At 71.6% G+C, this 12,964-nt stretch carries 10 protein-coding genes and 1 tRNA gene; 5 read left to right on the forward strand and 6 right to left on the reverse strand.

The genetic code is table 11. The annotated features are described in order from the left end of the window. Window positions 1-13: 13 nt before the first annotated feature. Window positions 14-859 (forward strand): endonuclease/exonuclease/phosphatase family protein, encoded by an 846-nt coding sequence (locus EXE44_RS15315; protein WP_137717865.1) that lies wholly within the window; start codon window positions 14-16, stop codon window positions 857-859. A gap of 10 nt (window positions 860-869) precedes the next feature. Here EXE44_RS15315 and EXE44_RS15320 read toward each other — a convergent pair whose 3' ends face one another. After that, window positions 870-1,613, reverse strand: coding sequence for a DUF1028 domain-containing protein (locus EXE44_RS15320; RefSeq protein WP_137717866.1), 744 nt, complete (start codon window positions 1,611-1,613; stop codon window positions 870-872). 463 nt (window positions 1,614-2,076) lie between these two features. On the opposite strand from EXE44_RS15320, the gene EXE44_RS15325 reads away from it, so the two are divergent. From EXE44_RS15325 to EXE44_RS15340, 4 genes are read left to right on the forward strand one after another with little or no spacing between them, the layout of a single operon-like run. Continuing rightward, entirely contained in the window at window positions 2,077-4,152 is a 2,076-nt protein-coding gene (locus EXE44_RS15325) for a PrkA family serine protein kinase (protein WP_121563415.1), read from the forward strand. A 1-nt stretch (window position 4,153) separates the two neighbouring features. Next, window positions 4,154-6,559 carry a kinase anchor protein gene (locus EXE44_RS15330; protein WP_137717867.1) on the forward strand — a complete coding sequence of 802 codons (2,406 nt, stop codon included), beginning with the start codon at window positions 4,154-4,156 and terminating at the stop codon, window positions 6,557-6,559. Then, window positions 6,550-7,938 carry a DUF444 family protein gene (locus EXE44_RS15335; protein WP_137717868.1) on the forward strand — a complete coding sequence of 463 codons (1,389 nt, stop codon included), beginning with the start codon at window positions 6,550-6,552 and terminating at the stop codon, window positions 7,936-7,938. The genes EXE44_RS15330 and EXE44_RS15335 overlap by 10 nt, the downstream gene beginning before the upstream one ends. Then, the gene (locus EXE44_RS15340) at window positions 7,935-9,980 is read left to right on the forward strand and encodes a SpoVR family protein (RefSeq protein WP_137717869.1); all 2,046 of its coding nucleotides are present in this window, start codon (window positions 7,935-7,937) and stop codon (window positions 9,978-9,980) included. The genes EXE44_RS15335 and EXE44_RS15340 overlap by 4 nt, the downstream gene beginning before the upstream one ends. A gap of 123 nt (window positions 9,981-10,103) precedes the next feature. Here EXE44_RS15340 and EXE44_RS15345 read toward each other — a convergent pair whose 3' ends face one another. From EXE44_RS15345 to EXE44_RS15365, 5 genes are all read right to left on the reverse strand, one after another. After that, window positions 10,104-10,784 (reverse strand): alpha/beta hydrolase, encoded by a 681-nt coding sequence (locus tag EXE44_RS15345; protein ID WP_137717870.1) that lies wholly within the window; start codon window positions 10,782-10,784, stop codon window positions 10,104-10,106. Window position 10,785: 1 nt separating this feature from the next. Continuing rightward, entirely contained in the window at window positions 10,786-11,400 is a 615-nt protein-coding gene (locus tag EXE44_RS15350; protein WP_137717871.1) for a VOC family protein, read from the reverse strand. Between the two features lie 136 nt (window positions 11,401-11,536). Next, window positions 11,537-11,743 carry a hypothetical protein gene (locus tag EXE44_RS15355; protein ID WP_137717872.1) on the reverse strand — a complete coding sequence of 69 codons (207 nt, stop codon included), beginning with the start codon at window positions 11,741-11,743 and terminating at the stop codon, window positions 11,537-11,539. A 90-nt stretch (window positions 11,744-11,833) separates the two neighbouring features. Continuing rightward, window positions 11,834-12,673: a hypothetical protein gene (locus EXE44_RS15360; protein ID WP_137717874.1), complete on the reverse strand. Its 840-nt coding sequence runs from the start codon at window positions 12,671-12,673 to the stop codon at window positions 11,834-11,836. Between the two features lie 94 nt (window positions 12,674-12,767). Next, window positions 12,768-12,843 (reverse strand) — tRNA-Cys (locus tag EXE44_RS15365). Window positions 12,844-12,964: the final 121 nt, after the last annotated feature.

The raw sequence follows: 12,964 nt of genomic DNA on the forward strand, positions 1-12,964 counted from the left end.
GAGGCCCGACGTAATGACCGCGATCCGGGTGTTAAGCTACAACGTCCGCTACGCCAACCGGGGCGACCACCACGACGCCTGGCACGACCGCCGGGACGCGGTGGGGCGGCTCGTTCGGTTTCACCGGCCCGACGTCGCCGCCTTCCAGGAGCCGCTGCCCGAGCAGCGGCGCGACCTGCGCGAGCGGCTCCCGGGGTACGAGTTCGTCGGCCGCGGGCGCGAGGCGGACGGCGAGGGCGAGGGGTGCCCCGTCGCTGTGCGGAGCGACCGCTGGGAGGTCGTCGACGACGGGACGTTCTGGCTCTCCGAGACCCCCGACGAGCCGTCGACCGGGTGGGGCGCCTCGCACCCGCGGATCGCGACGTGGGCCCGGGTGCGCGCCGTCGACGGGGACGCGGCGCTCCGCGTCGTCAACACGCACTTCGACCACGTGAGCGCCCGCGCGCGGCGCGAGTCCGCGCGCCTGCTCCGCGAGCGGTTGCCGACGGTAGCGACGGCGGACGAGCGCGGCGCCGACGCGAGGGCGCCGCTCGTCCTCGTCGGCGACCTCAACTGTACGCCGGGCTCCGACCCGCACGGGATCCTCCTCGGCGAGGAGACCGAGGTCGACGGCGAGGCGCCCGGGGCGCCGGCCGGCGACGTCCCCTCGCTCCGGGACGCCGCGGCCGAGGCGGACCTCCGGCACGGGCCGGCGACGAGCCTCACCGACTTCGCGCGCCTCATCGACGGCCGTCGGATCGACCACGCGCTCGTCTCTCCGGAGGTGTCGGTCGAGGCGTTCGCGACGCTCGCGGACCGGGACGACCGCGGCCGGTACCCCTCCGACCACCTGCCGATCCTCGCGCGGCTGTCGGTGTAGCGGCCGAGCGCTACTCGTCGGCGGCGTCGTCGGCCGCGCCCCCGTCGTCGTCGTCGCTCTCGTCGTCCGCCGCTTCCTCCTCGGCGTACTTCTCTAGGATGGTCTCGTAGCCGCGCTTGGCGGTCTCGTACGTCTCGCGGAGGTCCGCGACCGGCGTCTCGCTCGCGTCGACCCGGAGGTCGTTGTAGTAGGGGTCGTCGGCCTCCTCCTCGGTGTTCCGTACGAGCAGCGCCGCGGACTGGACCTCGAGGTCCTCGCGCTTGTCGCCGCCGGCGGCGTGGCCCGCCGCGAGGGCGTCGATCAGCCGCTCGGCGAGCGGCGCGTCGCCGTGCGCGTCCGACTCGTAGGCGGCCGCGGTGTCCGCGATCACGTCCTCGCCCGTCAGGAGGTTGCCCGCGACGGTGTAGTTCTCGCCCTCGCGGTGGCCGTACCAGTCGTTACACTCGTCGCCGGAGAACGCGAACGTCCCGTCGGCGTCGACGCCGTGGAGCTGGCGCTGGGCGCTCCCGTCGTCGGCGTTCAGGAGCGCCTGCAGGGCGTCGTCGACGGCGAGCCCGTCGCCGAGGTACTCGACCCCCTTCCGCCCCAGTTCGACGTTGACGAGCGACTGGGTCGCCACCGCGCCGTCGGACGACGCGAAGGGGCACAGCGTGCCGACGCCCGGCAGGCGGGTTGTCACCGCCACGCCGTACCGGATCTGGTCGTCGCCGCCCTCGTCGGTGTACCGCTCGCGAACGCAGATGCTGAACGTCACACCGGGTCTGCGGCGGCGACTCGCAAAAGGGTGCCCTCCGGGGCCGATGGTTCCGGTTCTCGGCCGGCGCTCGCGAGCGGCGACCGCGGCCGCGACGCGCCCCGCCGCGTCCGGACCGCGCGCGAGGGCTTCGCGGGGGGTCGCGACGCGCCCCCGCCGTCGATCTCACGAGCCGCTGATAAGACCGACTGACGGACCGTCGGCGAACCGTCCGGATCCGACGAGGGCGAGGGCGCCGAACGGATCGTGGCGGGTGTCAACTGGCGACATACTTATCCGTGCCAATCCCTCCCACATATATAGCCTCGGATACGGGCGAGGCGTCCACCGGCACCGACGCGCACTCCGACGACGCGCCGCTCGCGGCTCGACGAGTTGCCGACACGCGCACGGAGAGCGACGGCTCCGGCCGTCGCGTCGCACGCCGGCGACACCGCCTCGCGGTCCGAGCGAACGTGATACGATGGCAGACCGACACACGCTCGAACGGCTCAGCGAGGAGTACCGGACGGAGGTCCCCGACGACCTCAGAGCGGCGCGCTCGTTCGACTGGTACCTCGACGCGCTGTACGACGACCCCGAGATCGCACGGAACGCACACCAGCGCGTCGCGGACATGTTCGACCACTACGGGACGCACTACGACGAGGAACACGGCGTCGTCGAGTACGCGCTCGCCGCCGAGGACCCGCTCCACGACGGCGAGAACGTCTTCTACGGCCGGGAGGTCCACGAGGCGATCCACGAGTTCGTCAACAAGGTGAAGTCGGGGGCCCGCGGGCTCGGCCCCGAGAAGCGGATCAAGCTCCTCTTGGGCCCGGTCGGCTCCGGCAAGTCGCACTTCGACTGGCTGGTGCGCCGCTACTTCGAGGCGTACACCCGCGAGGACGCCGGCCGGATGTACACCTTCCGCTGGGTCGACCTCTGTTCGGTGATCGACGACCAGGACCCGGACGACGACGTGGTCCGCTCGCCGATGAGCCAGGACCCGCTCGTCCTCCTCCCGAAGCCGCAGCGCCAGGCGGTGATCGACGACCTCAACGAGCGGCTCGACGCGCCCTACACGCTGCGGAACGACCAGCACCCCGACCCGGCCTCGGAGTTCTACCTGAACGAGCTGCTCGCGCACTACGACGACGACCTCCAGCGCGTCCTCGACGAGCACGTCGAGGTCGTCCGGCTCGTCGCCGACGAGAACCGCCGGCAGTCCATCGAGACGTTCGAGCCGAAGGACAAGAAGAACCAGGACGAGACCGAGCTCACCGGCGACGTCAACTACGCGAAGCTCGCCGTCTACGGCGAGTCCGACCCGCGCGCGTTCGACTACGCCGGCGCGTTCTGTAACGCGAACCGCGGGCTCTTCTCCGGCGAGGAGCTGTTGAAGCTCCAGCGGGAGTTCCTCTACGACTTCCTCCACGCCTCCCAGGAGTCGACGATCAAGCCGAAGAACAACCCGCGGATCGACATCGACCAGGTGATCGTCGGTCGGACGAACATGCCGGAGTACCGCGAGAAGACCGGCGACGAGAAGATGGAGGCGTTCAACGACCGGACCAAGCGGATCGACTACCCGTACGTGTTAGAGTACGAGAGCGAGGCGAAGATATACGAGAAGATGCTCGCCAACGCCGACGTGCCCAACGTCCACGTCGAGCCGCACGCCTTGGAGATGGCCGGGCTCTTCGGCGTGCTCACCCGCTTGGAGGAGCCGACCGACGAGACGGTGACGCTTGTCGAGAAGGCGAAGGCGTACAACGGCGAGCTAGAGGACGAGGAGATCGACCGGCGGAAGCTCCGCGAGGACGCCGCCGAGTCCGCCGACATCGGCGAGGGGATGGACGGCATCTCCGCGCGGTTCGTCGGCGACGAGATCGCCGAGGCGATCATGGACGCCACCCACCGCGACCGCAGCCACCTCTCGCCGCTGTCCGTCTTCGACCACTTCGAGGCGAACCTCGGCGGCCACGGGTCGATCGCGGCCGAGGACCTCGACCGCTACGAGCGCCTGCTCGACCTAGTCCGCGAGGAGTACCGCGAGCGCGCCATCGAGGACGTGCGCCACGCGCTGGCGTACGACGTTGACGAGCTCCGCCGGCAGGGCGAGAAGTACATGGACCACGTGATGGCGTACATCGACGACGACACCGTCGACGACGAGCTGACTGGCCGGGAGACGGAGCCGGACGAGACGTTCCTGCGCGCCGTCGAAGAGCAGCTCGACGTCCCCTCCGACCGGAAGGACGACTTCCGGCAGGAGGTGTCGAACTGGGTGTCCCGGCGCGCCCGCGAGGGCCGCGGGTTCGACCCGCAGGAGAACGATCGGCTCCGCCGCGCCCTCGAACGGAAGCTGTGGGAGGACAAGAAGCACAACATCAACTTCTCGGCGCTGGTGTCCGCGACCGACCTCGACGACGAGGACCGGAGCGCGTGGGTCGACGCCTTGGTCGACCGGGGCTACTCCGAGGACGGCGCCGCGGAGGTGCTGGAGTACGCGGGCGCGGCGGTCGCGCGCTCGGAGATGGCGGACGACGGGGACTGAGATGAGCGACCGCACCAGATCCGGCGGCGAGCGGTTCCGGAGCGCGGCCGACGAGGCCCTCCGGGGGGCGTACGACCCGCCGATGGACCTCGCGTCCTACGTCGACCGCGTGTTGGAGCACCCGACCGCGGCCGCGTCCGGCGCGGGGTACGTCCTCGCGGCCGTCGAGTCGTACGGGACCCGTGAGGTCCGCGAGCGCGGCGAGACGCTCGACCGGTACCGCTTCTTCGACGACCCGGCGAACGACGGCGAACACGCCGTCCTCGGCAACACCCGCGCGCTCAACGGGTTCGTCGACGACCTGCGCGCGGCCGCGACCGGGCGGGGCAACGACGAGACGATAGTCTGGATCGACGGCCCCACCGCGACGGGGAAGTCGGAGTTCAAGCGGTGCCTGGTCAACGGGCTCCGCGCGTTCTCGAAGACGGACGCCGGCCGGCGGTACACCGTCGAGTGGAACGTCTCGGGCGCCGGCGGGGTCGGCGGCGGCGGCGCCGCGTCGCTCTCGTACGGCGACGGCGGCGACCCCGGGGAGTGGTACCGCAGCCCGGTCCAGTCGCACCCGCTGTCGGTGTTCCCCGAGACGGTCCGGGAGTCGATCGCCGACGCGGTCGAGGACGACGCCTACCCCGTCGCGGCCGACGTGGAGCTCGACCCGTTCAGCCGCGAGGCGTACGACCACCTGGAGTCGGCCTACCGCGAGCGCGGGCGCCGCGACCTCTTCTCGGCGATCACCGACCGCGACCACCTCCGCGTGACCAGTTACGTCGTCGACGTGGGCCGCGGGATCGGCGTCCTCCACGCCGAGGACGACGGGACGGCGAAAGAGCGGCTGGTCGGGTCGTGGATGGGCGGCATGCTCCGCGAGCTCGACTCCCGCGGGCGGAAGAACCCGCAGGCGTTCAGCTACGACGGCGTCCTCTCGCAGGGGAACGGCGTCGCCACCGTCGTCGAGGACGCGAGCCAGCACGCCGACCTGCTCCGGCGGCTGCTCAACGTCCCCGACGAGCGGCGCGTGAAGCTCGACAAGGGGATCGGGATGGACCTGGACACCCAGCTCGTCGTCATCTCGAACCCCGACCTCGACGCGGAGCTGGACCGGCACGCCGAACGCGGCGATGCCGACCCGCTGAAGGCCCTGAAGCGCCGGCTCTCGAAACACGAGTTCCGGTACCTCACGAACCGCCGGCTGGAGGCGCGGCTGCTCCGCCGCGAGATCGCCGGCGCGACGGCGGTCGAGGAGGCGACCGGCGGCGCCGCCGACCCGTCCGGCGTCGGCCGCGGGAGCGCCTCCGACGAGGGGGACAGAGACCCCGGGGCGGCGCCGCTGTCGATCGAGGTCCGGGAGGCAGACGGGAGCGCGGTCGAGCGCGAGATCGCGCCGCACGCGATCGGGGCGGCGGCGCTGTACGCGGTCGTCACGCGCCTCGACGGCGACGACCTCCCCGGCGACCTCGACCTGGTCGAGACCGCGACGCTGTACGAGACCGGCGAGGTCCGGCGCGGCGACGACGCGGTGACCGTCGACGACGTCGACCCCGCCGCGGGCGACGGCCGGAACGGGATCCCGGTCACCTACGCCCGCGACGCGGTCGCCGACCTGCTCGCGACGACCGCCGACCGGAGCCACCCCGACCTGCCGGTCGAGCGCGTCGTCACCCCGACGGACGTGCTCGACGCGATGGCGGACGGGCTCGCCGACGCCCCCGTCTTCTCGCGGGCCGAGGCCGCGGAGTTCGAGGGGCGCCGCGGGCCGGTCGCGGCGCGGATCCGCGAGCGGCAGCGCGAGGACGTGATCGACGCGATGCTCGCCGAGGAGACCGTCCCGACCGAGACCGTCGCGGAGTACGTCGAGCACGTGTACGCGTGGGACGAGGCGGACCCGACGGCGCGCGACCGCGAGGACGCGGCGCCGGACCCCCTCGCGATGAAGGTGTTCGAGACGGAGACGCTCGGGCGGTTCGACGAGGGCGATTACCGCGGGACCGAGCCCGGCCGCGACGTCGAGCGCTTCCGGCGCGAGCGGGTGATCCGCGGGCTCACGCGGTACGCGTGGCGCAACCGCGGCGAGGAGTTCAGCGTCGACGAGGTCGACCTCGGGGAGGTCCCCGAGCTGAAGGCGGTGATCGACGCGAACGACCTCGCGGACGTGAAGCGGCGGTTCCCGGACCTCGACCCCGCGGCGTGGCCCGACCCGCCCGCCGACACCGAGACCGAGCGGGTGAAGGCCGAGACGATCGACCGCCTGTGCGAGCGCGGGTACAGCCGCGCGTCCGCGGAGCTGACGAGCCGCGCCGTGATGGCGGACGTGCGCGACGAGTGGCCCGACGTCGACGGCGGGGACGCCGACGGCGAGGAACCGGACGGCGGCGCCGGCTCCAACGGAGGTGGCGACCCGTGGGACTGACCGAGGACCGCGAGCGGTTCCGCGAGGTCGGCGAGACGCGCCGGGAGGACCTCGCGGAGTTCATCGGCCACGGCGACCTCGGCGGCTCCGACGCCGACCGGATCCGGATCCCGATCAAGGTGGTCGACCTCCCGTCGTTCGAGTACGACCAGCGCTCCGCCGGCGGGGTCGGCCAGGGCGGCGACGGCCAGCCGCAGCCGGGCCAACCGGTCGACCCGGAACCGGGCGACGGCGACGAGGAGGGCGACCCGGGCGAGGAGGGCGGCGACCACGAGTACTACGAGATGGACCCCGAGGAGTTCGCCCGCGAGCTCGACGAGGCGCTCGGGCTCGACCTCGAACCGAAGGGGAAGCGGGTGGTCGAGGAGGTGGAGGGCGACTTCACCGACACCGCGCGCTCCGGGCCGCGCGGCACCCTCGACGTCGACGAGTTCTTCAAGCGCGGGCTGAAGCGGCACCTCGCGACCGACTTCGACGGCGACTACGTCCGCGAGGGACTGTTCGTCGACGGCGCCGACGTGGACGACGTGTTCGCGTGGGCGCGCGGCCAGGGGATCCCCGTCTCCCGGGCGTGGATCGCCGACGCGGCCGCGACGCTCGCCGAGGAGCGGGGCGAGCCGGTCGCGGCGCTCGACCGCTGGGAGAGCTTCGACGCGCTCGACGAGGCGGTCGACCGCGAGCCGGTCAGCCAGCGGATCCGGCGCGAGGGGCTCGACAGCGTCCCGTTCCGCCGGGAGGACGAGCGCTTCCGCCACCCGGAGGTGATCGAGAAGCGCGAGCGCAACGTCGTCGTGATCAACGTCCGCGACGCGTCCGGCTCGATGCGCGAGACGAAACGCGAGCTCGTCGAGCGGGTGTTCACCCCGATGGACTGGTACCTGACCGGGAAGTACGACGCCGCGGAGTTCCGGTACGTCGTCCACGACGCGGAGGCGTGGGAGGTCGACCGCGAGGAGTTCTTCGGGATCCAGTCCGGGGGCGGCACCCGCATCTCCAGCGCGTACGACCTCGTCGAGGAGCTCCTCGAAGAGTACCCGTACAGCGAGTGGAACCGGTACGTGTTCGCCGCGGGCGACTCGGAGAACGCCGGCAGCGACACGACGGACAACGTGATCCCGGCGATGGAGTCGATCGACGCCAACCTCCAGGCGTACGTCGAGACCCAGCCCGGCGACGGCGCCGCGAACGCCCGCCACGCCGACGAGGTCGAGGCCGCGTTCGCCGACGCCGACGACGTGGCCGTCGCGCGCGTCTCGGAGCCGGACGACGTGACGGACGCCATCTACGAGATCCTCAGCACCGAGTCGTCGGGCGACGGCGGCGCGGGCCGCGGCGGGCCCGCCGCCCGCGGGCGGACCGACGGGGGTGATCGGCGATGAGAGACGACCGCGTCGAGTCGAAACGCGAGGCCGCGGCCCTCGACGAGCCGGCGCGCGAGGCCCGCGAGCTGGCGGAGCGGCTCGGGCTGAAGCCGTACCCGGTTCGGTACTGGATCGTCGACCACGACCAGATGAACGAGCTGATCGCCTACGGCGGGTTCCAGCGGCGCTACCCGCACTGGCGGTGGGGGATGAACTACGAGCGGCAGCGCAAGAAGGACCGCCACGGGCTGGGGAAGGCGTTCGAGATCGTCAACAACGACGACCCGGCGCACGCCTTCCTCCAGGAGTCGAACTCGGCGGCCGACCAGAAGGCCGTCATCACCCACGTGGAGGCGCACGCCGACTTCTTCGCGAACAACGAGTGGTTCGGGCTCTACGCCGACCGCGGCGACGACGGCCCGAACGCGGCGGCGCGGCTGGAGCGCAACGCCGACCGGATCGCGGCGATCGCGAGGCGGACGGACGTCGACCGCGACGAGGTCGAGCGGCTGATCGACGCCGTGAGCGCCCTGGAGGACACGATCGACCAGCACAGCCCGGTCGACGCCGCCCGCTCCGTGGCGGAGCCGGGGGTCGCCGCGGACGTGAGCGACGGCGACGAGGACCCGCTCGCGGCGATCGAGGCCCGGATCGACGACCTCGACCTCTCCGAGGAGGTGCGCCGCGACGTGTTCGACGACGAGTGGCTCGAAGCGAGGGGCGAGGGGATCGAGCCCGAGGAGCCGCGGCCGGACGTGCTCGCGTTCCTGCGCGACCACGGGAAGCGGTACGACCCCGAGAGCGGGAAGGCGGTCGACCGCGAGCCGTGGGAGACGACCGTCATCGACGCGATCCGCGAGGAGGCGTACTACTTCGCCGGCCAGAAGCAGACGAAGGTGATGAACGAGGGGTGGGCGACGTACTGGGAGTCGGTGATGATGGGCGGCGAGGGGTTCGCCGGCCCCGACGAGTTCCTGACGTACGCCGACCACATGGCCCGCGTGCTCGGCTCGCCCGGCCTCAACCCCTACAAGCTCGGGTTCGAGCTGTGGACGCACGTCGAGCTGCGGGCCGCGCGCCGCGAGGTGCTCGACAAGCTGCTCCGGGTCGAGGGCGTGACGCCGGAGAACTTCCACTCCCGGATCGACCTCGACGAGGTCGCCGACCTGCTCGAACCCCACCCGGCGATCGCGGGCGCCGGCCCGGCGACGCTTGACGAACTCGCCGACATGGCCGCAGACGGCGACCCGCGGGTCGACGCCGAGGCGGTCGACCGGGCGCTCTCCGCCGGAGACGGGCCCGAGGGGATCGACGTCGAGCGGTACCCGTGGAAGCTGCTCACGCGCGAGGGGCTCGCGGAGCGCCACTACGTCCTCTCGCGGCCGGAACACCGGGGCGCGCTCCGCAACGTCTCCCGGGAGGCGCTCGAAGAGCAGGCCCGGTACCTGTTCGACGTCGACCGGTACGAGACGGTGGCCGCCGCGATCGACGACGTCGACCGCGGGGCGGGCTGGGAGCGCATGTTCGAGGTGCGCGAGAGCCACAACGACGTGACGTTCATCGACGCGTTCCTCACCGACGAGTTCGTCCGCGAGGGGAACTACTTCACCTACGAGTACAGCCGGGCCGCCGGGGAGCACCGCGTCGCCAGCGTCGACGCCGACGACGTGCGCAAGAAGCTGCTCCTTCGGTTCACAAACTTCGGGAAGCCGACGATCGTCGTGCTGGACGGGAACTTCCGGAACCGGGGCGAACTGCTCTTGGGCCACCGGTACAACGGCGTCGCGCTCGACGAGGAGCGCGCGAGGGCGACCCTGAAGCGCGTCTTCGAGCTGTGGGGGCGCCCGGTGAACCTCGCGACGATCCGCGTCGAGTACGACGACGGCGAGGTCCGACGCGCAAAGCGGCGCGGCGAGGAGCCCGAGGGCACCGAGGTCGGCGTCCGCTTCCAGTACGACGGCGGGGAGGTGACCGAACACGACCTCGACGACGCGATCGAGGCGCGGATCGCCGCCGACGAGGCGGACTACGACACGAAGCCCGACGACTGGCTGGCGTGAGCGGGGGAGCCGCCGCGCGTCTCCGCGGATCGGGACTCGGCGGCGCGTCGTTCGCGGCGGCGGTGACGGCGCTGCCGGCGCTGCGGCCGTCGGCCGCGACGCGTCGTGACGGACGGGAGCGAGCTACGCCAGCGACGCGACCAGCTCCGACACCGCCGCGACCTCGTCGTCGTTGATCCCGTGGCCCATCCCCTCGTAGATCCGCTCGTCGACGTCGGCGCCGAGCGCCTCCAGCACGTCGGTCGTCTCGTGGACCCGCTCCTCGGGGATGTGCGGGTCGACGTCACTACACCCGACGAACGCCGGGGTGCCGGCGAGTGGGTCGTCGCCCGCCGCGAGGTAGTCGTCGACCGCGACCGTCTCGCCGATCAGCCCGCCGCTGAAGACGGCGAGCCCGCCGTAGCGGGTCGGGTTGCGGGCGACGAACTCGCTCGCGAGGCAGGCCCCCTGCGAGAAGCCACCGACGAGGACGCGGTCGCGGGCGATCCCGGCGTCGACAGCGCGGTCGACCGCGGCGCCGACCGCCCGGAGCCCGGAGCTCCGCCCGGGCTCGTTGTCGGCGACCGGCGCGAGGAAGGAGTTCGGGTACCAGGTGTTGCCGGCGGCCGCGGGCGCGAGGATCGCCACCTCCCGGTCCCCCGCCAACTGCTCGCCCAAGTCGACGACGCTGCGGGCGGTCGCGCCGCGACCGTGGACGAGCACGAGCGCCGCAGCCGCGTCGTCGAGCGACGCGCCGGCCGTGACCAGCGGCTCGTCGCCGTGCGGGTCGTCGCCGGCGTGCGGACCCGGGGCGCACCCGGCCATCTCAGACCCCCACGCCGGCGTCGGCGTCCGGCAGGTCGTGCTTGTTCACCGGGAGGCCGAGCTCCTCTAAGGCCCCCTCCATGTGGCGGTCCTGCGCGAAGTCCGCGCCGTCCTCCTCGCGGAGGCGCTGCGCGGTCGCCAGCACCTCGCCCTTCCGATCGGCCGGGATCTCGTACTTGTCGGCCGACAGCTCGATGACGAGCCCGTTGTTGTCCTGCGTGTAAATCGAGTGGAAGATGCCGCGGTCGAACACGTTGTACCCCTTACCGGCCTCCTCGAGCGCCGCCATGATGTCCTCGTACTCGTCGGGTTCGACGCTGAAACACAGGTGGTGGACGGCGCCCGTGCTGACGCGCTGGCCGCGCGCAGACGCGCGTTCGTCGCTCACGAACACCGTGAGGATCCGTCCGTCGCCGGTGTCGAAGAAGAGGTGCGTCTGCGAGGGGTCGTCGAGGTTCGGCTGCCGCAACACGAGCGGCATCCCGAGCAGGTCGCGGTAGAAGGCGAGGGTGTCCTCCTCGTTACTCCCCCAGACCGTGATGTGGTCGGTGCCGCTGGTGTGGAACGGTGCGTCCGGGAGTTCCGACGTGACCGCCGCCGGGTTCTCGTCGCTCATACCGATCCGAAGGCGACCGAGCCGTATAAAAACGAAAGGGACGGGACGGTGACCGGCTGACACCGGTGTTATCCGTCGACCGCCGCGGCGTCAGGCGTCGGACCCACACCCGGCGGGACGGGACCGCGGCCCGCGGTCACCGCCGCCAGACGGGCGGCGCGACGCCGAGCGCCCGAACGGCGACGGGATACGCGACGGCGATGACGAAGACGATCGCCAGCGACGCCGCGAGCCCGAGCCCGCCGGCGACGCGCTCGACGCCCGCCAGCGCGACGAACATGACGATGAACATCACCGCCCAGTGGGGCGCGAGCTGTCGGACCTTCTCCGCTGTCGAAGTCATAGGCACCGTAGCGGTCCCGCCGAGTAGTGGTTGTCGGTGAAACGTCGGTCGGCAGAACACGGCCGGACGAAATCGCCCGTTCGGCGTCGATCAGTACCGCGACGGGATGAAGGCCATCCCGGCGAGCATGATCGACGAGAGCACGGAGAGAACGAGGACGCGCGAGAGACCGCTGTTGTACTGGTTGAACCGGTCGATCTCGGCGGCTTGCGCCTCGTACGACTCGATGTCGGTCGTCATCTGGAGCGTGGAGGCGTCGGGGAAGTGCGCGACGAAGTTCGTGCCGCTAAGCGTCAGCTCCGAGTGCTGCGAGACCTCCACCGACTCCGTCTGCGTGGTCTCGTAGACGACGACCGCGCCGCCGGCGGTCACGTCGTCGACGGTCACCGTCTGCCCGCCGTAGTCGAACGTCTCGCCCGTCGCGTACGTCCGCTCTTCGGGCGCGGGGAAGTACTCCTCGACCGGCACCAGCGTCCGATCGCCGCCGTCGTCGGTCACCGCGACGTACTCGCCGTCGTCGAGCGTGACCGTCTCGTTTTCGGCGTCGTCGTCGGCTCCGAGGATCGCCTGCCGGTCGATCACCTCGACGAGCGTGAACTCGGTCGCGTTCTCCCCGGCGATCTCGACGCGCCACTCGCGGTCGTCGACCGAGACGGTCGACCCGTTCGCCAGCGTCTCCGACGTCTCCGCCGTGTACTCGCGTTCGAGCGTCGCCGTGACGACGGTGGTCGCTCCGCCGCCGTGACCGCCGCCCTCCTCCGTCTCCGAGATGTCGGCCACGAGCCACGTCTCGCCGCCGACCTCGATCGACTCGTTTTGCGAGGCGTCAATCTCGGGGTTCTCGAAGGCGATTTCGGGACTCTCAGCCGTCGCAGTCAGCGCGCCCGCCACGCCCGCGACACCGAGGAAGAGCGCGACGAACACGGCCACAGCGCGTCGTTGCATAGTTGACGCATGGGTCACCCGGTGTTTAACGGTTACTAAGCGGGGCAGTTTGCGGGAACGACGGAGGCGAAGAAACGGAAGCCAAGGGCCGGATTTGAACCGGCGTTGGGCGGCTCTGCAGGCCGCTGCGTCTGACCGGACTCTGCCACCTTGGCGCCGTCCGAACGTACCGCTGTCGAGCGTTTAAGTTTAGCGGTCGGCTACGAGCCTGCGGCTCGTTAGATATGAAGAAAGCCCACGGACGCGCTGTCCGTGGGCTGTGATGGGAATGTTCCC

It is taken from the genome of Halorubrum sp. SS7 (assembly GCF_005435055.1).
Taxonomy (GTDB): domain Archaea; phylum Halobacteriota; class Halobacteria; order Halobacteriales; family Haloferacaceae; genus Halorubrum; species Halorubrum salinarum.